The sequence below is a fragment of the Rhodococcus olei genome, from assembly GCF_039540555.1.
Classification (GTDB): domain Bacteria; phylum Actinomycetota; class Actinomycetes; order Mycobacteriales; family Mycobacteriaceae; genus Rhodococcus_G; species Rhodococcus_G olei.
The window spans coordinates 111485-136340 of the sequence record NZ_BAABFB010000017.1 but is presented as its reverse complement, the minus strand read 5'-3'; the positions used below and the strand labels follow the sequence as shown (position 1 = coordinate 136340).

The following is a 24856-nucleotide window of genomic DNA, read 5'->3' as shown; positions in this document are numbered from 1 at the left end:
TCGACCGCCCCAACGACGGCCTGTAGTGGACCGGGCTCTACGATCGGAACCGTGCTGTATCGCGGGTTTGTGAGCCTGGTCAACCGTCTGCCGCTGCCGTCACTGGCGGTGCAGAAGTGGATCGCCTTCGCGGTGATCCTGAGCCAGGGCGGCATCGCGGTGACCGGTTCGGTCGTCCGCGTCACCTCCTCCGGGCTCGGGTGCACCACCTGGCCGCAGTGCTATCCGGGCAGCTTCGTCCCGACCGCGTCGTCGACCGCGCCCGCGTTCCATCAGGCCGTCGAGTTCGGGAATCGGCTGCTCACGTTCCTCGTCATCGCGACGGCCGCCGCGGCGGTGCTCGCCGTTACCCGCGCCTCCCGACGGCGCGAGGTGCTCGTCTACGCGTGGCTGATGCCGCTGTCGACGGTGCTGCAGGCGGTGATCGGCGGCATCACCGTCCTCACGGGCCTGCTCTGGTGGACCGTCGCGGTGCACCTGCTGGTGTCGATGGCGATGGTGTGGCTGTCGGTCCTGCTGTACCACAAGATCGACCAGCCCGACGACGGCGTCGACGTGATCACGGTGCCGAAGCAGCTGCGCAGGCTGACCGCGCTGACCGGCGTGATGCTCGCCGCGACCCTGGTCGCGGGCACGATGGTGACCGGCGCCGGCCCGCACGCCGGCGACAAGAGCCCGGAGCGGACCGTCGAACGGCTCGAGCTCGACATCACGAACCTCGTGCACCTGCACGCCGAACTGCTCGTCGGCTACCTGGCGCTGCTGGTCGGGCTCGGCTTCGGCCTGTACGCGGTCGGGGCGCGGGCGTCGGTGACGCTGCGCCTGAAGGTGGTCATCGCGTTGGTCGTCGCGCAGGCGTGCGTCGGACTCGTGCAGTTCTGGACCCACGTGCCCGCCGTGCTCGTCACGATCCACGTCGCCCTGGCGGCGGCATGCACGGCCGCCACCGCGGCGCTCTACGGCGCGGGCCGGGTCCGGGAGACGGCACCGTCGACCGCGGACTCCCCCGCCGTCACGTCCGCCTGAACGCACCCGACACCGGGCGAGAGCCCGGACACACCTCACCGCAGGCGAGGTCCCCTCGCGCACTCCGCATACCATTCGGCACGGCACCACCGCCGCACGCCGAACGAGAACGAAGGAGCCGCCATGCGTCTGCGCGACACCCCGACCGTCGAGGTCACCGCACGTCTGACCTGCAGCCCGGAGCGGGCCTGGGCACTGGTCGCCGACATCGAACTACCCACCCGCGCGGACGGGGAGCTGCAGCGGGCGGAGTGGCTGGACGGTGCGACCGAGGTCGCGGTCGGCGCCCGGTTCCGCGGCCACAACGCCAGCGCGCAGGGCGAGTGGCACACCGAGCCGGAGATCGTCGAGGTCGAGGACGGCCGGCGCTGGGTGTGGCGGGTCGGCCCGGCGGACGCGCCCATCTCGCTGTGGGGCTTCGAGGTCGACGCCGACGGCGACCGCGCTCTGGTCCGGCAGTGGGCGAAGGTGGGCACCGGGCGTTCGCCGCTGTCCGACTTCATCGACCAGCACCCGGACACGGAGGCCGCGATCCTCGACCACCGGATGTCGGTGTGGCGGGACTCGATGACCGCCAACCTGGCCGTGCTCGAGCAACTCGCCGGCTGACCACGCGTCACCGGACACGAAAATCGGGCCGGCTCACCATCGATGGTGAGCCGGCCCGATGCGTTCGTGAGGCGACGAGCGCTCAGCCGAGCCCGTTCCGCGCCTTCGGGAAGCGGGTCTGCTTGGCGACCCAGCCGGCCATCTTCTGCCAGTGCCCGACTCGCGGGGTCACGACGCTGGTGACGCTGCGCTCCCACCCCGAGGTGGTGACGCCCTCGACCTGGGCGACGACGGCGTCCGCGGTCGCAATGTCCTCGACCACCTGGTCGCCGAGGACGCCGTCGGCACCGACGAGGGTGATCCGGACGCCGTCGAGACCGATCGGCTGGATGACAGCGGTCGCGGCGCCACCGTGGGCGGCGACGAAGTTGCGCACCGCGGTGACGGCGCGGGGCGGCGCGGCGACGGTCGGGGCGGCGGCGCCGGAATCCTGGGTGTCCACACTCATGGGCCCAGGATACGGGAGGGCAGAATCGTCGCCATGCGCGCAATCACCGTGACCGAGTTCGGCGGCCCCGACGTCCTGCAGATCACCGATCTTCCCGACCCCGTTCCGGGCCCGAACGACGTGCTCGTCCGCACCGAGGCGGTCGGCGTCAACTTCATCGACACCTATCGCCGGACCGGCGCGTACCCGATGGATCTGCCGTACGTCGCGGGCAGCGAGGGTGCCGGCGTGATCGTCGCCGCCGGCGACGACGTCGCCGGCCTCCGGGTCGGCGACCGGGTGGCCTGGGCGGACGCCCCGTCGAGCTACGCCGAACTCGTCGTGGTGCCTGCGGAGAAGGCGGTGCCGGTGCCTGCGGGCGTGCCCGCCCCGCAGGCGGCCTCGGCGCTGCTGCAGGGCATGACCGCCCATTACCTGCTGCACTCGGTGTACGAGGCGCAGCCGGGCGAGTCGGTGCTCGTGCACGCCGGCGCGGGCGGGGTCGGACTGATCCTGACCCAGCTCGCGACCGCCCGCGGGGTGCGGGTGATCACCACGGTCTCGACCGACGAGAAGGAGGCGCTCTCGCGTGCGGCGGGCGCGGCGGAGGTCCTGCGCTACGGCGACGACCTGGCCGGCCGGGTGCGCGCCCTGACCGGCGGCGAGGGCGTCGCCGCGGTGTACGACGGGGTCGGTGCCGACACCTTCGAGGCGAGTCTGGCGTCGCTGCGGATCCGGGGCACGCTCGCGCTGTTCGGTGCGGCCAGCGGGCCGGTACCGCCGGTCGATCCGCAGCGCCTCAACACCGGCGGATCGCTGTTCCTGACCCGTCCGACGCTCGCGCACTACACCCGCGACCGCGACGAACTGCGGTGGCGGTCGGGCTCGGTGTTCGCCGCGATCGCGAACGGCACGCTGACGATCCGCGTCGGCGCCACCTACCCGCTGGCGGACGCCGCACAGGCGCACCGTGACCTGGAGTCACGCCGGACCACCGGCTCGATCGTGCTGGTGCCCTGAGTTCAGGTCAAGAAGGCCACGACGGCCTCGGCGAGCGTCCGACGGGCGACATCGAGCTCCGAGGTGAAGCCGAGCTGGCGCTCGTTGCTCAGGCCTCGCACCGCCGCCGGGAGCAGGCATCGCACCTGGTACAGCTTCGCCGAGTCGAGGTCGAGGCCTTCCATCATGTAGTCGAAACCCTGAATCCAGTCGTGCTCGCGGGCGGCGAAGGCCGCCGCCGTCCGCGGGTACTCGGCGGCGACGTCCGACGGTCGCGGGGGCAGCCAGGTGCGCAGCGCGGTCAGGGCCCTGCCCTCGGTCGTGTCGAGGTAGGTCCACACCGAGTCGATGACCTCCTCGACCCGCTCCCGCAGCGAGCCGCTCCGTGCCGGCCACCGTCCCGGGATCTCCACCCAGCTGCGGGTGTGGATCTCGGTGACGACGGCGACCCACAGTCCGTCCAGGTCGCCGAACTGGTGCTGGACCGTGCCCCAGGTGACGCCGGCCTCCTTGGCGACGCGGTTCGCGGAGACCGGCTCGCTGCCACCCTCGGCCAGGCAGGCGATGGCCACATCGAGCAGCCGCGCCCGGGTCTCGAGGCCGCGCTTGTTCAGCTTCGTGCCGGCGGCCGACGTCGTGACCGGGGTCGGGACGGCCACCCGCCACCGTTCCAGGGCACGGGCCGCCTGGGGCGGGAACTCTCCGGTCATGACCTGCGGATCCTCGGCACCGCGCCCAGCCTACCGACGGCCGCTCAGGCGAACCGTCCCGGATTCGCCGCGACCGCCCTGCGCAGCGTCGGTCGATCGGCGCGATAGGCCGCCACGACGGGCGCGAGTTCCTGCGGGCTCGCCCCGTGCATGATCACCGAGTGCACGCCCAGGTCGAACTGCCGGGCGACGGTCTTCGCACAGTCCTCGGGCGATCCGGACGCGGCCGACGAGAGCCAGTCGTCGGGCATCATCGCGGCGAGCTGCTCCAGCGTCTCGACCGATGCGCTGGCGTCGACGGGGCCCGCGGCGGCCGCGTTCAGGAAGAGCTCGGTCCGGCGCATCCGCTCCCACACGGCGGGGTCCCAGCCGTTCACCCGGATCAGGACGTCGGCATAGGCCTGCAGGTAGGTCACGAGCCGCCCGGCCCGGCGGCGCAGGCGGTCCTCCTCTGCGAGGGTGTCGCTGACCGTCGCCAGACAGGCCCAGATCCGGACGCTGTCGGGGTCCTTGCCCGCCCGCTCGGCGCCGCGCCGCACGGCCTCGACGGACGCGACCGTCGCCTCGTCGGAGAAGAAGGTGTGCAACACGACGAAGTCGCCGATCTCACCGGCCAGCTCCATCGTCTTCGGGCCGACCGCCACGAAACCGATGGGCGGGGAGTCCTCGAGTCCGTTCACGTGGCGCAGCACCGGCCACTTCCCCGCCGGCCCGTCGTGGTTCAGGATCGTCTCGCCGTCCCACAGGCGACGCAGGATGCCGACGAAGTCGCGCAGCCGGGCCTCGGTCACCACCGGAAGGCCGACGGCCTGCCAGTAGGCACCCATCCCCCGGCCGAACGCCAGGGAAAAACGCCCCTCGGTGAGCGCGTGCATCGTCGATCCGACGGTCGCGGTGACGGTCGGGTGCCGGGTGTGATGGTTGGTCGACGGGCCGATTCCCAGGGTGGTCGTGCAGCCCGCCAGCGCGCCGGACAGGACCGCGGCGTCCTTGACGGTGAATCGCTCCCCGACGTGGCAGGAGCCCAGGCCGAGCTCCTCCGCGGCGCGAGCCTCGGGGATGAGCACCCGTGCGTCGGCCGGGTGGCGTGTCACGGCGTAGTAGCCGAGTTCGTTCAGTTGCTCGCTCACGGGGCCACCACGTCCAGACCGTCGACGAGGCTCTCGAACAACGGTCTGTGGTGCATCAAGGACTCGATGTCGTCGGGGCGTTCGGCCTCGCCGAAGTGGATGGCGCGCGCTCCGGTGCGCAGGAACAGGATGCCCCAGTTGACGGCGCTGTGGACGTGGTACCAGTGCAGGTCGCCGATCGGGGAGCCGGTGAGCTCGGTGTACCGGGCCACGACATCCTCCTCGCGCATGAAGTCGGGCATGCCGGGCAGGCCGAAGCGGGTCGTCATCGACTCGAAGACCTGGTGCGCGAAGATCAGCCAGGACAGGTCCAGCTCGCGTGGACCGATGCTCGCCATCTCCCAGTCCAGGACCCCGACCGGCTCGAAGTCGACGTACATCACGTTGCCGAGGCGGGCGTCGCCCCAGGTCAGCACCGCCTCGGTGGTGTCCGGCAGGGTGGATTCGAGCCAGCTCAGGGCCCGCTCGATCAGCGGTGATCGCTCGAGATCACGGGCGGCGAACTCGTACCAGGCGCGGGTGCGCGCGAGGTTGCGCTGCAACGCGGTGCCGCCGGGCTGCTGCGGGTCGAGGAAGGCGAAGGTCTCGTCGGCCGCCGGGATCGCATGCAGGCCCGCGAGCGCCTTTACCGTGCTGTCCTGCAGGCGCCGCTGATCCTCCGGGGACGCGTCGAAGAGCCAGTTGCCGCCGAAGTTGTACGGCATGACGTCGGGTGGGACGACTCCGTCGAGACGATCCATCAGGAAGAAGGGCATCCCGAGTACGTCGCCGGTGGGCTCCATGAAGCCCACGCTCGGCACGGGGACGTCGCTCGACTCGCCGATGATCCGCATCGTGTCGTACTGGTCCTGCAGCGCGTAGTGCTCGAGAACCGGGAAGTCCTCGGCCGACGGTACGACCCGGGCCACGTACTCGGCGGTGCGCTCCTCGCCGCCCTCCCGCCAGGACGCGTCGAAGACGAGGGTCTCGGAGGACATCCCGTTGGCATCGATCCCGGAGTGCAGGGTGACGGTGGGCTCCGCGCCCTCGGGGAGCTTGGTGGCGAGCCATCCGGCGAGGGCGGCCGGCACGACGCTCATGTCCCGGCTCGTTCGCTGCATCTTCATGTCATCCGGCGGCTGGGCGTGCGTCACATTTCCTCCCGAGTGTTACCTGCGTTACAACGACGAGCCAACATTCGGCCACGGGAAAGCCATTGTCAATGAACCCTCTCAAAAAAGTGAGGGGTGTGGAGACGCGCCGACTCGGACGCGGTCCGCGGCGAGACCGGCCGGGGGGTGGCCGACAGTCACCCCTGGGGTGGTTCCCGATCGCCGGCCGGGCCGCGAGAGTGGTTCTCACCCGGGAACCCTCCGGGCCTCGCAGCGAATCAGGAGTGAACTCGTCATGACCAGCGCGATCGTGAGTCAGAAGAAGAAGCGGTCGAGACGGAAGTCGATCGATCCCGACACGGCGGCCGCGTCCATCTCACCGAAGGTGGCGTGGTCGTCTGCGGCGAGCGCGCTGGCGGTCGTCGTCTGGACCCTCGTCGCCTCGCTCGCACCCACGGCGTTCACGCCGTCGTCAGTGGCGACCCTCACGGGCTCGACGGCCACGCTGCTGGTCTTCGTCGGCGGCTACTTCGCCAAGGACACGCTGCGCCACCGGCCCTGATCGGGGGGACGCGGAACCGCGGTCAGCTCAGCAACGAGGCGATCGTGTCCCAGCCGAGGACGGAGTCGACGGCGAGGCCGCAGAACACGACCGCGAGGTAGTTGTTCGACTGCAGGAACAGGCGCAGCGGCTTGACGGACGCGCCCTTGCGGACGCCGGCGTACAGCTGGTGGGCCATCAGCAGGAACCAGGCGCCGGCGACGAGCGCGACGGCCGCGTAGATCACGCCGGCGGCGGGGACCAGCGCCAGCGTCGCGAGCACGGTCAGCCAGGTGTAGACGAGGATCTGCTTGGTGACGCGCTCCTCGGTCGCGATCACCGGAAGCATCGGCACGCCGGCCGCCTTGTAGTCCTCCTTGTACCGCATCGCGAGCGCCCAGGTGTGCGGCGGCGTCCAGAAGAAGATCACCAGGAACAGCACGATCGGTTCCCAGCTGATCGTCCCGGTCACCGCGGCCCAGCCGACGAGCACCGGCATGCAGCCCGCCGCGCCGCCCCAGATCACGTTCTGCCAGGTCCGGCGCTTGAGGACCATCGTGTACACGAACACGTAGAACGCGATCGTGGCGAGCACGAGCAGGCCCGCGAGAAGGTTCGCGGCCCACCACAGCCAGACGAACGACGCGGTGCCGAGCACCAGGCCGAACACCAGGGCGTGGGAGGTCGGGACCGCCATCCGGGCCAGTGGGCGGCGGGCGGTGCGCTTCATCACCTTGTCGATGTCGGCGTCGACCACGCAGTTGAGGGTGTTGGCGCTGGCCGCGCCCATCCAGCCGCCGAACAGCGTGGCGAGGATCAGCGGGAAGTCGATCGTCCCGCGGTCGGCCAGGAGCATCGCCGGGATCGTCGCGACCAGCAGGAGCTCGATGACCCGGGGCTTCGTCAGGGCCAGGTAGGCGAGGACCTTCCCGGAGATCAGACCCCAGACGGTGTCCGATCCGTTCGAGGGGGTGGCATCGGGGGCACCAGCGAGACCGTGTCCGCCACGCTCCACTATCCGCACCGTTTCTCCTACTTCTCGGGCGCCGCCTGTGGGGCCCGGCTTCTCGGCTCGGCCTTCATGGGCTGTGGGCCGCGCGAACGTCAACCGCTCCGGCCGTCCACCCGTGACCGGGGACCCGAGCTACTACACCCGATGGTAGACGGCCCGTCCGGCAGAGCCGAACCGGCGGGGTCGAGTCACCCGAAACGGACACCCTCCGCCGGACCGCCCCGACCAGGCGTCTACTGGGCGGACACCCGGATCGACCTGCATGCACCCGAGCACTAGTGTTGTGTCGGCACTACGCTTGTGTGTCGGAGCCGACGTCGGCGTTCGCCGCACCCCGGCCGTCCCTCAGTCCCGCCGCCCGCAGTGTCGCCGTTCACCACTTAGGAGACTAGAAGCTCGTGTCGATCACAGACGAGATCCGCGTCCTCACCCAGCCGGTGCATCCCACCGACTGGACCGAGCTGGACACGAAGGCGGTCGACACCGCTCGTGTCCTCGCCGCCGACGCCGTGCAGAAGGTCGGCAACGGCCACCCCGGCACCGCGATGAGCCTGGCGCCGCTCGCCTACACCCTGTTCCAGCGTGTGATGCGTCACGATCCGTCGGACGCCGAGTGGGTCGGCCGGGACCGCTTCGTGCTCTCCTGTGGCCACACCAGCCTGACGCTGTACCTGCAGCTGTACCTGTCGGGATACGGCCTCGAATTGTCCGACCTCGAGTCGCTGCGCACGTGGGGGTCGCTGACCCCGGGTCACCCCGAGCACGGGCACACCACCGGCGTCGAGATCACCACCGGTCCGCTCGGCCAGGGTCTGGCGTCCGCGGTCGGCATGGCGATGGCGGCGCGGCGGGAGCGCGGCCTGTTCGACCCGGACGCCCCGGCCGGCACGAGCCCGTTCGACCACCACGTGTACGTGATCGCCTCCGACGGTGACCTGCAGGAGGGCGTGACCTCCGAGGCCTCGTCGATCGCGGGCGTGCAGCAGCTCGGCAACCTGATCGTCTTCTACGACGACAACGAGATCTCGATCGAGCACGACACCCACATCGCGTTCGGCGAGGACGTCGCGGCGCGCTACGAGGCGTACGGCTGGCACGTCCAGCGGGTCGAGGGCGGCGAGAACGTCTCGGCGATCCTGGACGCGGTCGAGGCGGCGAAGGCCGTGACCGACAAGCCGTCGATCATCGTCCTGCGCACGATCATCGGCTACCCCGCCCCGACGAAGATGAACACCGGCGACGTGCACGGTGCCGCGCTCGGCGCCGACGAGGTCGCCGGCGTGAAGCGGGCGCTCGGCTTCGACCCGGAGAAGAGCTTCGACGTCGATCCGGCGGCGCTGGCGCACGCCCGGGAGGTCGTCGGCCGCGGCGCCGCGGCGCACACCGCGTGGCAGGCCGAGTTCGACGCCTGGGCCGCGCGCGAACCGGAGCGCAAGGCCCTGTTCGACCGGCTGCACGCGGGCGAGTTCCCGGAGGGCTGGACGGACGCGCTGCCGACGTGGGAGCCGGACGCCAAGGGCGCCGCGACCCGCAAGGCCTCGGGCAAGGTCCTCAACGCGCTCGGCCCGCTCCTGCCGGAGCTGTGGGGCGGTTCCGCCGACCTGGCAGGCAGCAACAACACCACCATCGACGGCTCCGACTCGTTCGGCCCGCCGTCGATCTCGACGAAGGACTGGACCGCGCAGCCGTACGGCCGCACCCTGCACTTCGGCATCCGCGAGCACGCGATGGGCTCGATCCTCAACGGCATCACGCTGCACGGCCCGACCCGGCCGTACGGCGGCACCTTCATGGTGTTCAGCGACTACATGCGTCCGGCCGTGCGGTTGGCGGCGCTGATGGGCACGCCGGCGATCTACGTGTGGACGCACGACTCGATCGGTCTCGGCGAGGACGGCCCGACGCACCAGCCGATCGAGCACCTCGCGGCGCTGCGCGCCATCCCGAACCTGTCGGTGGTGCGCCCCGGTGACGCCAACGAGACCGCGCAGGCGTGGCGGTACGCGCTGGAGAACACGACCGGCCCGACCGCGCTGGCCCTGACCCGTCAGGACATCCCGGTGCTCGAGGGCACCGCGCAGCGTGCCGCCGAGGGTGTCAAGCGTGGCGCGTACGTCCTCGAGGACTCCTCGACCGGCACCCCGCAGGTGATCCTGCTCGCGTCCGGTTCGGAACTGCACCTGGCCGTGGACGCCCGCAAGGCGCTCGAGGCCGACGGCATCGGCACCCGCGTGGTGTCCGTCCCGTGCATGGACTGGTTCAACCAGCAGGACCAGGCGTACCGCGACGAGGTGCTGCCGCCGGCGTGCCGCGCCCGCGTGTCCGTCGAGGCCGGGATCGCGATGCCGTGGTGGCGTCTGCTCGGCGACGCCGGTGAGGCCGTCTCGATCGAGCACTTCGGCGCGTCCGCCGACCACAAGACGCTGTTCCGCGAGTTCGGGTTCACGGCCGAGGCCGTGACCGCCGCGGCTCGCCGCACCCTCGATCGAGTGAAGGGCTGATCGTCATGGCACAGAACCAGAATCTCGCAGCACTGTCGGCCGCCGGTGTGTCGGTGTGGCTCGACGACCTGTCCCGCGCACGCCTCGAGTCGGGCAACCTCGCCCAGCTCGTCGCCGAGAAGTCGGTGGTCGGTGTCACCACGAACCCGTCGATCTTCCAGGCCGCGCTGAAGGGCCCGGAGTACCACGATCAGCTGCACGAGCTGGCCGGCCGCGGCGCGAACGTCGACGACACGGTGCGCGCGCTGACCACCGACGACGTCCGCGACGCGTGCGACCTGCTGACCCCGCAGTACGAGGCGAGCGGCGGCGTCGACGGCCGGGTCTCCATCGAGGTCGACCCGCGCCTGGCGCACGACACCGAGGGCACGGTCGCGCAGGCGATCGAGCTGTGGAAGATCGTCGACCGGCCGAACCTGCTGATCAAGATCCCGGCGACCCTCGCGGGCCTGCCCGCGATCACCCGGGTGATCGCGGAGGGCATCAGCGTCAACGTGACGCTGATCTTCTCGGTGGAGCGGCACAAGGCGGTCATCGACGCATACCTGGCCGGGCTCGAGGCCGCGAAGGCCGCCGGTCACGACCTGGCGAGGATCCACTCGGTCGCCTCGTTCTTCGTGTCCCGGGTCGACACCGAGATCGACGCCCGGTTGGAGAAGATCGGCACCGACGCCGCGCTCGCGCTGCGCGGCAAGGCCGGTGTCGCCAACGCCCGCCTCGCGTACGCCGCCTACCAGGAGGTGTTCGAGTCCGGTGACCGGTTCGCGGAACTCGCGAAGTCCGGTGCGCGCGTGCAGCGTCCGTTGTGGGCGTCCACGGGCGTGAAGAACCCCGAGTACCCGGACACGCTGTACGTCACCGAGCTCGTCGCCGCGAACACGGTGAACACGATGCCGGAGAAGACGCTCGACGCGGTCGCCGACCACGGCACCGTCACCGGCGACGCGATCACCGGGACCGCCGCCGCGTCGCAGGAGGTCTTCGACGCGGTCGCCGCCGCGGGCGTCGACCTCACCGACGTCTTCGACACGCTCGAGACCGAGGGTGTCGACAAGTTCGAGGTCTCCTGGAACGAGCTGCTCGAGGCCACGGCCGCGTCCCTCACCGCGGCGTCCTAGATCGATGGGGAGCACGGGCACCGCGTCGCAGTGGGTCAATCCTCTCCGCGACGAGCGAGACAAGAGACTGCCGCGAATCGCGGGCCCGTGCTCCCTGGTGATCTTCGGGGTCACCGGCGACCTGGCGCGCAAGAAGCTGATGCCGGCGGTGTACGACCTGGCGAACCGGGGGCTGCTGCCCCCCGGTTTCGCGCTCGTCGGGTTCGCCCGGCGGGACTGGGCGGACGAGGACTTCGGCAAGGTGGTCCACGACGCCGTCCGCGAGCACGCCCGCACCGAGTTCCGTGAGGAGGTGTGGGATCGGCTCGCCGACGGAATCCGCTTCGTGCAGGGCTCGTTCGACGACGACGCGGCGTTCGACTCGCTGACCCGCACGTTGACCGCGCTCGACGCCGAACGCGGCACCAGCGGCAATCACGCCTTCTACCTGGCGATCCCACCGGCCGCGTTCCCGACGGTGTGCGAGCAGCTGTCCCGGTCGGGGCTCGCGAAGCCGGTGGACGGCCAGTGGCGGCGGGTGGTGATCGAGAAGCCGTTCGGCCACGACCTCGAGTCCGCCAAGGAGCTGAACGCGGTCGTGAACACCGTGTTCCCCGAGGACGCGGTGTTCCGCATCGACCACTACCTCGGCAAGGAGACGGTGCAGAACATCCTGGCGCTGCGGTTCGCGAACCAGCTGTTCGACCCGATCTGGAACGCCCACTACGTCGACCACGTGCAGATCACGATGGCCGAGGACATCGGGCTCGGCGGCCGGGCCGGCTACTACGACGGGATCGGCGCGGCCCGCGACGTCATCCAGAACCACCTGCTGCAGCTGCTCGCGTTCACGGCGATGGAGGAGCCGGTCAGCTTCGAGCCGTCCGCGTTGCAGGCGGAGAAGATCAAGGTGCTCTCCGCGACCAGGCTCGCCGCACCGCTGGACGAGACCACCGCCCGCGGCCAGTACGCGGGCGGCTGGCAGGGCGGACAGAAGGTCGTCGGCCTGCTCGACGAGGAGGGCTTCTCGAAGGACTCGACGACCGAGACGTTCGCGGCGATCACGCTCGAGGTCGACACCCGCCGCTGGGCCGGGGTGCCGTTCTACCTGCGCACCGGAAAACGACTGGGCCGCCGGGTGACCGAGATCGCGGTCGTGTTCAAGCGGGCCCCGCATCTGCCGTTCGACCAGACCATGACCGAGGAGCTCGGTCAGAACGCACTGGTGATCCGGGTGCAGCCGGACGAGGGCGTCACGATGCGGTTCGGCTCCAAGGTGCCGGGCTCGTCGATGGAGGTCCGCGACGTCAACATGGACTTCAGTTACGGCCAGGCCTTCACCGAGTCCTCCCCCGAGGCGTACGAGCGGCTGATCCTGGACGTCCTGCTGGGTGAGCCGTCGCTGTTCCCGGTGAACGCCGAGGTCGAGTTGTCCTGGCGGATCCTCGATCCGGTGCTCGACCACTGGGCGGCCGGCGGTCGGCCCGACCCCTACGAGGCGGGCACGTGGGGTCCGCAGTCGGCGCACGAGATGCTGCGCCGCACCGGACGCGAATGGAGGCGACCGTGATCATCGACATTCCCGCCACCACGACCGGCGCCGTCAACAAGCGCCTCGTGCAGCTCCGGGAAACCGGCGGCGCGGTGATCCTGGGCCGGGTGCTGACGCTGGTGGTGAGCACCGACGACGACGAGAACGCCGAGTCGGTGATCGAGGCCGCGAACGAGGCGAGCCGCGAACACCCGTGTCGCGTCATCGTCGTCACCCGTGGTGGCCGCGACCGCGAGTCCAGGCTCGACGCGCAGATCCGGGTCGGCGGGGACGCCGGCGCCTCCGAGGTTGTGGTGCTGCGCCTGTACGGCGAGCTGGCCGGCCACGAGGACAGTGTGGTGATCCCGTTCCTGCTGCCGGACACCCCCGTGGTGGCGTGGTGGCCGGACAAGCCTCCCGCGGTTCCGGCCCAGAATCCGCTGGGGCGGTTGGCGATCCGGCGGATCACCGACGCGACCGGCGCTCCCGACCCGGCCGCGACGATCAAGTCGCGGCTGCAGTCCTACACCGCCGGCGACACCGATCTGTCCTGGGCTCGCGCGACCCCGTGGCGGGCGCTGCTGACGTCGGCGATGGATCAGCCGCCGCACGAGAAGCTGTTGTCGGCGACGGTGTCCGGGCTGGCCACCGAGCCCGCGGTGGACCTGATCGCCGGCTGGCTGGCGAGCCGAATCGACGGTCCGGTACGGCGCCGTGCCGGGGAACTGCGGATCGACCTGCACCGGGAGACGGAGTCGATCTCGTTGAGCCGGCCACAGACCGGCAAGACCGCGACCCTGAGCCGGTCCGGCGCACCGGACGCTCTGGTGTCGCTGGCACGCCGGGAGACCCGCGACTGCCTGGCGGAGGACCTGCGTCGTCTCGACCCCGACGAGACCTACGAGGCGGCACTGGCCGGGCTCGACCGCGTCGTCTACGAGTGACGTCGACCTCCCCGATCCTTCGACACGGCAACGGTCCTCCTCCGGACGAACACCAGCACATAGGGTGGGGCCATGACTGATTCCGTGTCCGTGCAGACGTACGACGACGCCGAGGCCCTCACCACGGCAGCGGCCCGACAGATCATCGACGTGATCGTCGCGGCCCAGAGAGACCGCGACTCGGCGTCGATCGTCCTCACGGGCGGCGGGAACGGGATCGGGCTGCTCCGCACCCTGCGCGCGGATTCGGGTGCGATCGACTGGTCGAAGGTCGACATCTTCTGGGGCGACGAACGTTTCGTTCCGGCCGGCCACCCGGACCGCAACGAGGTGCAGGCCCACGAGGCGCTGCTCGACCACGTCCCGGTGAACCCGGCCCGGCTGCACCCGATGCCGTACGGCGACGGCGCCTACGCGGGCGATCCGGATGCGGCGGCACACGCCTACGAACACCTGCTCGCTGCGCACGCGGACGGCGGTCCGATCCCGGAGTTCGACGTCCACCTGCTCGGCATGGGCGGTGAGGGACACGTCAATTCGCTGTTCCCCGACACCGACGCGGTGCGGGAGGACACCCGGTTCGTCGTCGGGGTCACCGACTCCCCCAAACCTCCCGCCGAACGGGTCACGTTGACACTGCCCGCGATCCGCCGGGCCCGGCGGGTGTGGCTGCTCGTCGCCGGTGCCGACAAGGCGGAGGCCGTCGCGGCGGCGATCGGGGGCGCGAACCCGCTCGATGTGCCTGCGGCGGGCGCGCTGGGCACCGAGGAGACCGTGTGGTTCCTGGACCGGGCCGCGGCGTCGCGCCTGCCGGACTGATCGCTCAGGCGCCCGGCCCGTCGTCGCCCGCGGTGCGCGGGTTAGGCTCCCGCGGCGCCGGATCCACCCGGCTGCCGTGCACCAGCGCGTGACTGCGGAGCGTCGCCCGCGGCCGCGCGAGGGTGCGCAGGCCGCCGCGCCAGTCGGGCGTTCCGGTGCACTGGGTCATCGCGAGACTCCTTCCCCGTCAACTGCTCTCGGAGGGTAGGACGCACGGCCGCCGCCGCCGGTTCCCGTCAGGCTCGGGACGGGGTGAGGTTCCACAGGGCGATGTGGAACCCGGTGTCCGTGACGGTCACGGCGGTGTCGGTGAAGCGGCGTCCACCCAGCATGCTCCGGACGAACTCGCGCACCGGGACCGGCTGGGCGTCCAGGCTCGCCACCTGACCGTCCCGGGTGGCGAAGGTCCAGCGCCGGTTGAACGACTCGGTGGTGGTCCGGAAGTGGCCCTGATCGGTCGGGTCGACGGCGGCAGCCGGTGTCAACGACTCCAGTCCGGCGGCGGATTCGTCGACCCGACCTCCGGGGTGCCGACGGTGCCCACCAGCCCGCAACCGGGTTCGGCGGAGGTCGCGGAACGCCTTGTCATTCCGGCGAACACCAGCGCGGCGACGGTGACGACCGCGGTCCGTCCGACCGCACGACTGCGCGTCACACCCACCCCAGTGCGCCGAAGACGACGAGTGCCGCGGCGTCGACCCCCAGGATCGCGCCCACCGTCACGGCCTTGGCGCGCACGGTCGGCAGATCGTGGACCCAGAAGCAGACCGCGAAGAACGGAACGTAACCGATCAGCCAGATCAGGTAGGGGAAACCCGGCTGCCACCACGACCATTCCCACGTCAGCACGCCGGCCTTGTTGAGCAGCACCTCCACGCCCACCGCCGCGGCCGAGTTGACCGCGACGAGAACCGGCCGGTTCGGCAGGCCGAGGATGCGCGTCTCCCGCGGCGGCAGCATCTTCGCCGCCGCGATGCCCATGACGGCGAACATGAAGCAGATCTCGATGTTCAGGCCGATCAGGATCTGGTACGCGGTGGGCCCGATCGCGGCCCAGACCGGGGCACGGTCGGTGAACTGGAACACCAGGGCGTTCCAGATCTCGTTGAACCAGTCCATCGCCCACAGCGCGAGCCCGGCGAACAGGACGTTCCAGTTCCGCCGTTCGACCTCGACGGAATAGACGTAGATCACCAGCAACAACAGCGGGATGACGTACCACTTGAACAGGCTCGCGTCACGAAGCATCGCGAGCGCCGCTTGGGCGCTGTCGGTCAACGATGGGCCTCTCTGCTCGCTACGGGACCGCGCGAGTATTACACATTGACACCGAACGTAAACATGAATCGAGACACGTCGACGTCACCGACCCGGCACGCCCCGGAACCCGGCCGGCGCCCTACCCGCTGTTGCGCAGCGCGGTCGCGAGCCCGTTCATCGTGAGTTGGATACCGCGGCGCACCGGAACGCTGTCGTCGCCGGCCCGGTACCGCCGGAGCAGCTCGACCTGCAGGTGGTTCAGCGGTTCGAGATACGGGAAGCGGTTGTAGACGGAGCGTTCCAGCGCGGGGTTGTCGGCGACCAGCGAGTCGTTGCCGGTGATCGCCCGGTACATCGCGACGGTGCGGGCGTGTTCGGCGGAGATCATCCCGAACACCCGCTCCCGCAACGCGACATCGGGCACGAGGTCGGCGTAGCGGGCCGCGAGCCCGAGGTCGGACTTCGCCATCACCATCGCCATGTTCGAGAGCACGGTCCGGAAGAACGGCCAGCGCCGGTACAGGTCGGTCAGCCGGGCCAGCCGGTCGGCGTCACCGGCCACCCAGGACTCCAACGCGGCGCCGGTGCCGTACCACCCGGGCAGCATCACCCGGGACTGGCTCCAGGACAGCACCCACGGGATCGCGCGCAGATCCGCGATCGACCGGGTGGGTTTGCGGGACGCGGGACGGGACCCGATGTTCAGGGCGCCGATCTCCGCGACCGGTGTCGACGTGGTGAAGTACTCGACGAAACCCGGTGTGTCGTGGACGAGTTCGGCGTACGCGACACGCGCCCGTTCGGACAGGTCGTCGAGCAGCGTGTACGCCGCGTCGGCGTCGGCGCCGAGACCCTCGACGTCGAGCAGGGTCGTCTCCAGTGTCGCGGCGAGCAGCGTCTCGAGATTGCGGTGCGCGATCGCGGGCTGCGCGTACTTGGCGGCGATCACCTCACCCTGCTCGGTGATCCGCAGCGACCCGGCGACCGCTCCGGGCGGCTGGGCGAGGATCGCCTCGTAGCTGGGTCCGCCGCCGCGGCCGACCGTGCCACCGCGACCGTGGAAGAACCGCAGCCGGATTCCGGTCTCGCGGGCGGCGTCGACGAGGTCGAGTTCGGCGCGGTACAGGGCCCAGTTGGCGGCGAGGTAGCCCCCGTCCTTGTTCGAGTCGGAGTAGCCGAGCATGACCTCCTGCAGACCGCCGCGCGCGTCGACGAGGTCCCGGTACTCGGGGACGGCGAGCGCGGCCCGCAGCGTGGCCGCTCCCCCGCGCAGATCCTCGATGGTTTCGAAGAGCGGCACCACGTTCGGGGCTCCACGGTCCGGTTCGCCGGGCATCAGCAGGCCGACCTCCTTGAGCAGGACGGCGGCTTCGAGCAGGTCGCTGACCGAGGTGCACATGCTGATGACGTAGTTCGGAATCGCGTCCGGCCCGAGGTCGGCGGCCGCGTCGGCGGCGGCGGTCAGGATCGCCAGCTCCGCCGTGGTCCGTTCGCCGAATACGGCACCCGGACGGGTGAGCGGGCGTCGGGTGCGCAGTTCGGCGGCGAGCAGCGCGACCCGCTCCGGCTCGGCGAGCGCCGCGTAGTCGGGATGCACCCCGGCCCAGGCGAACAGCTCCGCGATCACCTCCTCGTGCACCTCCGAGTTCTGTCGCAGGTCCAGGCCGGCGAGATGGAATCCGAACGCCTCCACCGACTCCCGGATCGTCGCCAGCCGGGCATCGGCGAGGACGGCGTCGCCGTGTCCGCGCAGGGAGGAGTCGAGGACGGCGAGGTCCGCGAGCAGTTCCGCCGGGCCCGGGTAGGGCGCGAGCCCGGAGTCGGCGAGGGCGGCCGACGAGGTGCGGGCGAGGTCGGCGCCGAGGACCGCGATCGCGGTCTCCGTCAACCGGGCCCGCATGCCGCGCAGCGCCCGCCGATACGGTTCGTCGATCCGGGACGGCGCCTCGTCTCCCGAGGCGTCGGCGAGCGCGTCGAGGTCCGGGGACACCGTGACGAGCCGCGCCGACATCGCCAGTTCCTGCTCGAGCGCGTGAAGGTCGTGCAGGTGCCGGTCGAGCGCGGTGGCCGCGGCCCGGCGGGTGGCCCGGCGCACCACGTCGGCGGTGACGTAGGGGTTGCCGTCCCGGTCCCCGCCGATCCACGACCCCGTCCGCAGCATCGGCTCTGGCAACAGGTCGGCGTCCGGCCATCGCCGCCGCAACTCGCGGCGGAGCGACGCGTTGATCCGCGGTACCACCTCGAACAGCGCCGCGTCGTAGTACCGCAGCCCGACCTCGATCTCGTCCTGGATCCGCAGGCGGGACAGCCGGATCAGCGCGGTCTGCCACAGGGTGAGGATCTGGCGCCGCAGTGCGGCCTCCACCTCGCCGGTCTCGGTCGCGTCGAGGTCGGTGCGAGCGCGCAGCCGCATCAGCTCGGTGATCCGGGTCTGCGTCTCGAACACGGTGCGGCGACGCGTCTCGGTGGGGTGGGCGGTGATCACCGGAACGACCTGCGCCCCCTCGAGCGCCTGCGCGACGACCTCCGGGTCCAGCTGCGCGGCATCGAATTTCGCGTACGTCGCGGCGAGGCTGCTGTCCTGTGGCGGTTCCCCGGCCCGGACGTGGATCGCCCGCCGCCGCTCGCGGTGCAGGTCCTCCGCGAGGTTCGCGAGCAGGGCGAAGTGACTGAACGCGCGGATCACCGGGATCGCCCGGTCCACCGGGATGCCGGCGAACATCGCGGCGAGTTCGGCCCGGTCGACCTCGGAGCGCCGGACCCGGAACGACTCGACCCGGGCCCGTTCGACGAGCTCGAACACGTCGTCGCCGGCCTGTTCCCGGACGGTCTGCCCGAGCATCCCGCCGAGCAGCCGGATGTCGTCGCGCAGCGGTTCGGTGGCCGCCCGGGCCTGTGCCGACGGGTCACCGGACGAGTGTGGCGTCGTCATCGCCTCAGTATCGCCGGTACCACGTACCGACCGCAGTGCGAGCGGTCAGGCTGTGAACACGACGGTGTCCGGCGTGAGCCGGCCGATGACGCGGGGCGTGCCCGGGGCGTCGAACTCCCACCGCGGCGCGCCGGTGTACTTGGTCGCGAGGGCGTGGATCAGCGAACCGTCGGGGTCGTCGGTGAACGAGACCGTGCCGCGGACCTCGAGGTAGCTGTAGGGCCGCGCTGCCGGGTACACCAGCAGCGTCGCGCGCGGGTCGCGTTCGAGGTTTGCGGCCTTGCGCCGGCCCCGGACGGTGGAGAACAGCACGTCGCCGCCGTCCCGCCGCACCCAGATCACCGACAGCTGCGGCTGCCCGGAGGGCTCGACGGTGGCGAGGGTCGCGAACTCGGGTGCGTCGATCAGCGCAGCGCCCGCGTCGGGCAGCACCGTCGAGCGGACGATGTCGGCCACCGTCAGCTGAACTTGATCTCGAGGCCGATGCCGAGGATCGCGATCAGCCAGACCAGGGCCGTGAACACCGTGACCCGGTCGAGGTTCTTCTCCACGACGGTCGACCCGGACAGGCTGGACTGCACACCGCCACCGAACAGGCTGGACAGGCCGCCACCCTTACCGCGGTGCAGCAGCACCAACAGGATCATCAGCAAACTGGAGACGACCAGCAGGATGTCCAGGAAAAGTCTCATCTCGGCTGTACTCTGCCCTTCGCGCGACGGTGGTGGCCACAAGCGCGTCCAGCCTACCGTCACCGGTCGTTCGGCGACGACAACCGGTCGGTTTTCGGGTGCCGCGGAGAATTCTGTCCGCTGAGCGGGAGGACGATGGGCGTTTCGCCACGGTGGCGCTACACGGTGGTTACGTTCCTGGCTCACCCGAATCCCCTCACTTCGATCGGAAGGTTCCTCCATGTCTCGTGTGCACCGGATTCCGGCTGCTCTGATCCTCGCCGGCGCCACCGTGCTCGGCGCGACCGGAATCGCGCAGGCGCAGCCCGCGATCCCGCCGGCGCTGGCCGGCCTGCTCGACAGCGGCTCCGCCGCGCTCGGCAGCAGCGCCGAGGCGCCCGCCCCCGACGCACCCCGGCTGGCCAGCGTTCCCAACTTCCGCGACGTCGCCGGCACCGGCGCCGGTTACGCCGGAGACAGGGGCGCGCACCTGAACAAGGGCGTGTTCTACCGGTCGGACGCGCTCGTGCCGAACGACGCGGATCTGGCCACCCTCGAGGGCCTCAAGCTCAGCGAGGTCATCGACCTGCGCACCGACCAGGAGGTCGCCGACAAGGCCGACCGCCTGCCTGCGGGCGTCAAGTACACCCGGGTCCCGATCCTGTCGGGCAACATCAACGACATGGTCGCCAAGATCAAGTCCCCCGAGGACGCCCGCAACATGATGCGGCAGATGAACGTCGCGTTCGCCACCGGGGACGCCGAGCGCGCCGCGTTCAAGACGGAACTGACCGATCTCGCGAACGCGTCCGGCCCGAGCGTCTTCCACTGCACCGCGGGCAAGGACCGCACCGGCTGGACCGCGATGCTGCTGCAGAGCATCGCCGGCGTGGACGACGCGACGATCATACAGGACTACCTGCTCACCAACGAGTACAACAAGGACTGGGCCGCCAAGACCCGCGCCTACATCGCCTCCACCCAGGGCGAGCAGGTCGCGCTGCTGTTCGAGCCGCTGCTCGGTGTCGAGTCCAGCTACCTGCAGTCCGGCCTGGACGCCGTGAAGACCAACTACGGCTCGATCGACAAGTACCTGACCGACGGCGTGGGCCTGTCGGCCGACACCATCGCCAAGCTGAAGGCGAAGCTGCTCCGATAGGAACGCCCGCGGCGCCCGTGAGTGATCTTCACCCCGACCGGGGCGAAGATCACTCACGGGCGCTGTGCGTTACAGCGCGCGGGCGAGCGCACGCCCGGCCGACCGGCCGGAGAAGATGCACCCGCCGAGGAAGGTTCCCTCGAGGGCGTTGTACCCGTGCACGCCGCCACCGCCGAACCCGGCGACCTCCCCCGCCGCGTAGAGACCGTCGAACGCGCTGCCGTCGGGACGGATGACCTGCGAGTCGAGGTTCGTCTCGAGGCCGCCGAGGGTCTTGCGGGTCAGCAGGTTGAGCCGCACGGCGATCATCGGGCCGTGCGCCGGGTCCTGCAGCTTGTGCGGCTTGGCGACGCGAACGATCTTGTCCGGGGTGTAGGCCCGCGCGTTCCGGATCGCCATCATCTGCATGTCCTTGGAGTACGCGTTGTCGACCTCGCGGTCGCGGGCGACGACCTCGCGCTGCACCTGCTCGAAATCCAGTGCGGGGCCGGGATTGATCGCGTTCATCCCGACGACGAGGTCGCGGAGGTTGTCGCGGACGACGAAGTCCTCGCCGTGGTTCTTGAACGCCTCGACCGGACCGGTCGCCCCCTTCTTGACGCGACCGAGCAGCAGCCTGAGGTCCTTGCCGGTCATGTCGGGGTTCTGCTCCGAGCCGGAGAGCGCGAACTCCTTCTCGATGATCGACTGGGTCAGGATGTACCAGGTGTGGTCGTGACCGGTGCCGAGGATGTGCTTCAACGTCGCGAGGGTGTCGAAGCCGGGGAACAGCGGTACCGGCAGTCGCCGCCCGGTCGCGTCGAGCCACAGCGACGACGGACCGGGGATGATCCGGATCGCATGGTTCGGCCAGATCGGGTCCCAGTTGACGATGCCCTCGGTGTAGTGCCACATGCGGTCCCGGTTGACGATGTTGCCGCCGGCCGTCTCGGTGATGCCGAGCATCCGGCCGTCGACGTGTGCGGGCACGCCGGTGATCATCCGCTCCGGGACGCGGCCGAGCCGGTCGACGGGCCAGTTCTTCTTCACCAGCTCGGGGTTGCCGCCGATGCCGCCGGACGTGACGATCACCGCCTGCGCGCGCAGCTCGAACTCCCCGGCCCGGTCCCGGTTCGACTTCACGCCACGCGGTTCGGTCGACGGCGCGAGGACGGTGCCGCGCACGCCGACGGCCGCGCCGTTCTCGATGATCAGGTCGTCGACCTGATGCCGGTAGCGGAACGTCACCAGCCCGCGGGCCGCCGCGGCGAGCACCGGTTCGCGGAAGACCCGGACCACCTCGGGTCCGGTGCCCCAGGTGATGTGGAAGCGCGGCACCGAATTGCCGTGCCCCGTGGCGAGCCCGGAGCCCCGCTCGGCCCAGCCGACGTTCGGCATCACCCGCAACCCGAGGTCGTGCAGGTAGGGCCGCTTGTCTCCGGCCGCGAAGTCGACGTACGCCTGCGCCCACTGCCGCGGCCAGTGGTCCTCGCGGTCGCGGTCGAACCCGGCGCTGCCGAACCAGTCCTGCAGCGCCAGCTCGCGCGAGTCCTTGATGCCCATGCGGCGTTGTTCCGGGCTGTCGACGAGGAACAGGCCGCCGAGCGACCAGAACGCCTGGCCACCCAGGTTCGCCTCGTTCTCCTGCTCGACGACCACGACGGACCGGCCGGCGCGGGTCAGTTCGTAGGTGGCGACCAGGCCGGCGAGCCCGGCCCCGACGACGATGACGTCGGCTGTCTCGGACATGTGGACCTCATTTCTCTTCGCTGGGACTGCTGTTCTCGCTGTAACTGCGCAGCACGTGCACGTACAGGTCCGTGCGTGCCTCGAGAATTCGGGGGTCGTCCGGTTCCATCAGCACCTGGACGGCGGTCCCGTCGTGGACGGCGACCAGCGCGCGGCCGAGCGCCTGCGGGTCGGTCATCCGCCGGCCTGCCCGCGCCAGCGCGGACGCGACGATCGGCAGGATGGTCGCCTGGATCGCGGCTTCGCGGGCCGCCATCACCGACCGCAGCTCGGGGTTGCGCAGTGCGTGCGCGGTGAACTCGGCCGTCACGCGGTACCAGCGGTCCTCGACCGGGATGGCGGCGAGGATCCGGGTGGCGGCCCGGCGGAGGTCGAACGGTTCGACGTTCGCGGCGGCCTCGGCGGCGCCGACGGCCTCGCGGATCCCGGCGAGCATCGCCCGCGACCGCTGCTCCCACATCGCGAGGAACAGCTCGTCGAGCGAGGCGAAGTTGGAGTAGAACGCACCCCGCGTGAATCCCGCACGCTCACAGATCTGTTCGACGGTCGAGCGGCCGAACCCCTCCTCCGCGAACACGTCCAGCGCGGCCGCCAGCAGTCGCTCCCTCGTCTGCGCTCGACTCCTGGCCACGTTCGATACATTAATGTATCGAACGTGGCCGTGGGTGGGATGGCGACAATGTCGCGCGGACTCAGCGCGGGGTGAGGACCACGATCGGGATCGCGCGGGTGGTGTGCCGCTGATACGCGCTGTACCGGTCGCCGTTGTTGGCGTCGGCGGCGGCGAACAGCCGCGCGTAGTCCGGGTCGCCGGGGCCGAGCAACCGGGCGGTGACCGGAATCCTCGTCGTGCCGACCCGGATCGACGCCTCCGGGTGCGCCTTCAGATTGAAGTACCACCCCGGCGACTGCGGGGCACCACCCTTGGAGGCCACGACGACGTAGTCCGCGCCGTCGCGCGCGTACGTCAGGCTGCTGACGCGCGGCTGCCCGGTCTTGGCGCCGACGGTGTCGAGCAGCAGGCACGGCACCCCGAGGATGCGGTGACCGATCCGGCCGTTCGTGCGCTCGTACACCCACTGATGGAAACGCAGCACCTGCACTCCGGCCCTCTTGACGATCGGGTTCTCCTCGATCTTCACGACACCACCTCCGCATTGTGTATGTGACCGAACGGAACGGACTCATCCGGCGCCGACGGTACGCGGCTGCCCTGCCCGACATTGTCCGTCCGCGCGACGACCCGACGCCCCGGACGCGGCGTCCCTCCGTCCGAGATGACGGGCATTCCTGCCGGCGGGGGCGCGGCGTGCTGCACACTGGGGCGATGAAAGCCTGGTTCGCCGTCGGCGCCACCACCGCGTTCACCGGTCGCTACGTCCTGCTCCGGGTGCTGCTGCGCAAGTTCCAGCGGGACGTCGCCGCGCTCAACGCCGGCGACCACCGGCCGCTGCTGCGTTCCTATCGCAGCGACGCGGTGCTCCGGTTCGCGGACGGCGACCACCGCTGGGCCGGGCTGCACGTGGGGCGGGACGAGATCGACGCCTTTCTGCGCAGCTTCGTCGACGCGGGCCTGCAGGGTGAGATCACCGAGGCGTACTTCGGTGGCCCGCCGTGGCGGATGACGGTGCTGGTGCGCTTCAACGACCACGCCACCGGACCCGACGGGGAGGTCGTGTACCGGAACCGGACGGTGCTGCTGGTCCGCACCCGGTGGGGACGCATCGTCGAGCAGGAGGACTTCTACGAGAACACCGCCCGCATCGAGGCGTTCGACGCCCGCCTGCGCGAACTCGGGCTGGGGAAGTAGGCGAAAACGCCGGTGGGCGCGGGAACCTCGACAGGTTCACGCGCCCACCGGCGTTCGTGCGGCGATCGTCAGATCACGGGAGCGGGCCGCCGGCCGCGATCGCGGACAGCGTCGCGAACTCGTCGGCCTTGAGCGAGGCCCCGCCGACCAGACCGCCGTCGATGTCGGGCTGAGCGACGAGCTCGCCGACGTTCTTGGCGTTGACCGATCCGCCGTAGAGCACGCGCACGTCGGCCGCGACTTCCGCGGACGCCAGCTCCGCGAGCGTGGCACGCACGGCCTTGCAGACCTCCTGCGCGTCGGCGGCGGAGGCGACCTTGCCGGTACCGATGGCCCACACCGGCTCGTACGCGATCACGAGCTTGCCGATCTGGTCCGCCGACAGGCCCGCGAGGGAGCCCTTCAGCTGTGCGACGTTGTACGCGACGTGGTCGCCGGCCTCGCGGATGTCGAGGCCCTCACCGATGCACACGATCGGGGTCAGCCCGTTCGCGAGCGCCGCCTTCGTCTTGGCGAGCACGACCTCGTCGGTCTCGGCGTGGTACTGGCGACGCTCCGAGTGCCCGACCACCACGAAGGTGCAGCCGAGCTTCGCGAGCATCGACCCGCTGACCTCACCGGTGTAGGCGCCGGACTCGTGAGCGGAGACGTCCTGTGCACCGTAGGTGACCAGGAGCTTGTCGCCCTCGACGAGGGTCTGCACGCTGCGGATGTCCGTGAACGGCGGGATCACCGTCACGTCGACCTTCTCGAAGTACTTCTCCGGCAGCGAGAAGGCGATCTTCTGCACCAGCGCGATGGCCTCGAGGTGGTTGAGGTTCATCTTCCAGTTGCCGGCGATGAGCGGCTTGCGTGCCAT

The 24856-nt window shown here is 70.6% G+C and carries 27 protein-coding genes; 11 read left to right on the top strand and 16 right to left on the bottom strand.

All coding sequences use genetic code 11. From position 1 onward, the window contains the following. Nucleotides 1-51: 51 nt before the first annotated feature. Together ABD951_RS02995 and ABD951_RS02990 are read left to right on the top strand one after the other, a co-directional pair. Nucleotides 52-1026: a COX15/CtaA family protein gene (locus ABD951_RS02995; protein WP_345341974.1), complete on the top strand. Its 975-nt coding sequence runs from the start codon at nt 52-54 to the stop codon at nt 1024-1026. A gap of 123 nt (nt 1027-1149) precedes the next feature. Continuing rightward, a complete protein-coding gene (locus tag ABD951_RS02990) occupies nt 1150-1635 on the top strand; it encodes an SRPBCC family protein (protein ID WP_345341972.1) in 486 nt (161 codons plus the stop codon). A gap of 82 nt (nt 1636-1717) precedes the next feature. Here the strand turns inward: ABD951_RS02990 and ABD951_RS02985 are convergent, their stop codons facing one another. Beyond that, entirely contained in the window at nt 1718-2083 is a 366-nt protein-coding gene (locus ABD951_RS02985; RefSeq protein ID WP_345341970.1) for a hypothetical protein, read from the bottom strand. Between the two features lie 33 nt (nt 2084-2116). On the opposite strand from ABD951_RS02985, the gene ABD951_RS02980 reads away from it, so the two are divergent. After that, complete coding sequence (locus ABD951_RS02980; protein WP_345341968.1) at nt 2117-3082, top strand: quinone oxidoreductase family protein; 966 nt, start codon at nt 2117-2119, stop codon at nt 3080-3082. A gap of 2 nt (nt 3083-3084) precedes the next feature. Here ABD951_RS02980 and ABD951_RS02975 read toward each other — a convergent pair whose 3' ends face one another. From ABD951_RS02975 to ABD951_RS02965, 3 genes are read right to left on the bottom strand one after another with little or no spacing between them, the layout of a single operon-like run. Next, nucleotides 3085-3771 carry a TetR/AcrR family transcriptional regulator gene (locus tag ABD951_RS02975; RefSeq protein ID WP_345341966.1) on the bottom strand — a complete coding sequence of 229 codons (687 nt, stop codon included), beginning with the start codon at nt 3769-3771 and terminating at the stop codon, nt 3085-3087. A 44-nt stretch (nt 3772-3815) separates the two neighbouring features. After that, complete coding sequence (locus tag ABD951_RS02970; protein ID WP_345341963.1) at nt 3816-4901, bottom strand: TIGR03857 family LLM class F420-dependent oxidoreductase; 1086 nt, start codon at nt 4899-4901, stop codon at nt 3816-3818. Further along, complete coding sequence (locus ABD951_RS02965; RefSeq protein ID WP_345341961.1) at nt 4898-5980, bottom strand: phosphotransferase family protein; 1083 nt, start codon at nt 5978-5980, stop codon at nt 4898-4900. Before ABD951_RS02965 ends, ABD951_RS02970 begins: the two co-directional genes overlap by 4 nt. Nucleotides 5981-6287: 307 nt before the next feature. On the opposite strand from ABD951_RS02965, the gene ABD951_RS02960 reads away from it, so the two are divergent. Then, complete coding sequence (locus tag ABD951_RS02960) at nt 6288-6554, top strand: hypothetical protein (protein WP_345341959.1); 267 nt, start codon at nt 6288-6290, stop codon at nt 6552-6554. 22 nt (nt 6555-6576) lie between these two features. Here the strand turns inward: ABD951_RS02960 and ABD951_RS02955 are convergent, their stop codons facing one another. Next, nucleotides 6577-7548: a heme o synthase gene (locus ABD951_RS02955; protein WP_425569762.1), complete on the bottom strand. Its 972-nt coding sequence runs from the start codon at nt 7546-7548 to the stop codon at nt 6577-6579. Between the two features lie 395 nt (nt 7549-7943). Between ABD951_RS02955 and tkt the strand changes: the two genes are divergently transcribed. The 5 genes from tkt to pgl all read left to right on the top strand — a co-directional run bounded on the left by tkt (nt 7944) and on the right by pgl (nt 14437). Continuing rightward, nucleotides 7944-10046 (top strand): transketolase, encoded by a 2103-nt coding sequence (gene tkt, locus ABD951_RS02950; RefSeq protein ID WP_345341955.1) that lies wholly within the window; start codon nt 7944-7946, stop codon nt 10044-10046. A 5-nt stretch (nt 10047-10051) separates the two neighbouring features. Next, nucleotides 10052-11164, top strand: coding sequence for a transaldolase (gene tal, locus ABD951_RS02945; RefSeq protein WP_345341953.1), 1113 nt, complete (start codon nt 10052-10054; stop codon nt 11162-11164). A gap of 4 nt (nt 11165-11168) precedes the next feature. Next, the gene (gene zwf / locus ABD951_RS02940) at nt 11169-12713 is read left to right on the top strand and encodes a glucose-6-phosphate dehydrogenase (RefSeq protein ID WP_345341951.1); all 1545 of its coding nucleotides are present in this window, start codon (nt 11169-11171) and stop codon (nt 12711-12713) included. Then, a complete protein-coding gene (gene opcA / locus ABD951_RS02935) occupies nt 12710-13618 on the top strand; it encodes a glucose-6-phosphate dehydrogenase assembly protein OpcA (protein ID WP_345341949.1) in 909 nt (302 codons plus the stop codon). The genes zwf and opcA overlap by 4 nt, the downstream gene beginning before the upstream one ends. A 72-nt stretch (nt 13619-13690) precedes the next feature. Next, entirely contained in the window at nt 13691-14437 is a 747-nt protein-coding gene (pgl, locus tag ABD951_RS02930) for a 6-phosphogluconolactonase (protein ID WP_345341947.1), read from the top strand. Nucleotides 14438-14441: 4 nt separating this feature from the next. Here the strand turns inward: pgl and ABD951_RS02925 are convergent, their stop codons facing one another. The 7 genes from ABD951_RS02925 to secG all read right to left on the bottom strand — a co-directional run bounded on the left by ABD951_RS02925 (nt 14442) and on the right by secG (nt 19321). Further along, on the bottom strand, nt 14442-14606 hold the full coding sequence (locus ABD951_RS02925; RefSeq protein ID WP_345341945.1) for a hypothetical protein: 165 nt from the start codon (nt 14604-14606) through the stop codon (nt 14442-14444). A gap of 67 nt (nt 14607-14673) precedes the next feature. Beyond that, the gene (locus ABD951_RS02920; RefSeq protein ID WP_345341943.1) at nt 14674-14922 is read right to left on the bottom strand and encodes a hypothetical protein; all 249 of its coding nucleotides are present in this window, start codon (nt 14920-14922) and stop codon (nt 14674-14676) included. Then, on the bottom strand, nt 14919-15092 hold the full coding sequence (locus tag ABD951_RS02915) for a hypothetical protein (protein ID WP_345341941.1): 174 nt from the start codon (nt 15090-15092) through the stop codon (nt 14919-14921). Before ABD951_RS02915 ends, ABD951_RS02920 begins: the two co-directional genes overlap by 4 nt. Then, on the bottom strand, nt 15089-15715 hold the full coding sequence (locus ABD951_RS02910; RefSeq protein ID WP_345341939.1) for a hypothetical protein: 627 nt from the start codon (nt 15713-15715) through the stop codon (nt 15089-15091). Before ABD951_RS02910 ends, ABD951_RS02915 begins: the two co-directional genes overlap by 4 nt. A 121-nt stretch (nt 15716-15836) precedes the next feature. Beyond that, nucleotides 15837-18629 carry a phosphoenolpyruvate carboxylase gene (gene ppc / locus ABD951_RS02905; protein WP_345341937.1) on the bottom strand — a complete coding sequence of 931 codons (2793 nt, stop codon included), beginning with the start codon at nt 18627-18629 and terminating at the stop codon, nt 15837-15839. A gap of 45 nt (nt 18630-18674) precedes the next feature. Further along, nucleotides 18675-19085, bottom strand: a complete 411-nt coding sequence (locus tag ABD951_RS02900) for a PPOX class F420-dependent oxidoreductase (RefSeq protein WP_345341935.1) — start codon at nt 19083-19085, stop codon at nt 18675-18677. A gap of 2 nt (nt 19086-19087) precedes the next feature. Then, nucleotides 19088-19321, bottom strand: a complete 234-nt coding sequence (gene secG, locus ABD951_RS02895) for a preprotein translocase subunit SecG (protein ID WP_345341933.1) — start codon at nt 19319-19321, stop codon at nt 19088-19090. Between the two features lie 220 nt (nt 19322-19541). On the opposite strand from secG, the gene ABD951_RS02890 reads away from it, so the two are divergent. Continuing rightward, entirely contained in the window at nt 19542-20459 is a 918-nt protein-coding gene (locus tag ABD951_RS02890; protein ID WP_345341931.1) for a tyrosine-protein phosphatase, read from the top strand. Nucleotides 20460-20528: 69 nt separating this feature from the next. Here the strand turns inward: ABD951_RS02890 and ABD951_RS02885 are convergent, their stop codons facing one another. The 3 genes from ABD951_RS02885 to ABD951_RS02875 form a co-directional block, all read right to left on the bottom strand. Further along, nucleotides 20529-22187 (bottom strand): FAD-binding dehydrogenase, encoded by a 1659-nt coding sequence (locus tag ABD951_RS02885; RefSeq protein WP_345341929.1) that lies wholly within the window; start codon nt 22185-22187, stop codon nt 20529-20531. Between the two features lie 7 nt (nt 22188-22194). Continuing rightward, a complete protein-coding gene (locus tag ABD951_RS02880) occupies nt 22195-22818 on the bottom strand; it encodes a TetR/AcrR family transcriptional regulator (RefSeq protein WP_345341927.1) in 624 nt (207 codons plus the stop codon). A gap of 61 nt (nt 22819-22879) precedes the next feature. Further along, nucleotides 22880-23323 carry a nitroreductase family deazaflavin-dependent oxidoreductase gene (locus ABD951_RS02875; protein WP_345342020.1) on the bottom strand — a complete coding sequence of 148 codons (444 nt, stop codon included), beginning with the start codon at nt 23321-23323 and terminating at the stop codon, nt 22880-22882. A gap of 191 nt (nt 23324-23514) precedes the next feature. On the opposite strand from ABD951_RS02875, the gene ABD951_RS02870 reads away from it, so the two are divergent. Further along, nucleotides 23515-23997, top strand: coding sequence for a nuclear transport factor 2 family protein (locus ABD951_RS02870; protein ID WP_345341925.1), 483 nt, complete (start codon nt 23515-23517; stop codon nt 23995-23997). A gap of 73 nt (nt 23998-24070) precedes the next feature. On the opposite strand, the gene tpiA is transcribed toward ABD951_RS02870, so the two are convergent. After that, nucleotides 24071-24856: a triose-phosphate isomerase gene (gene tpiA / locus ABD951_RS02865; protein WP_345341923.1), complete on the bottom strand. Its 786-nt coding sequence runs from the start codon at nt 24854-24856 to the stop codon at nt 24071-24073.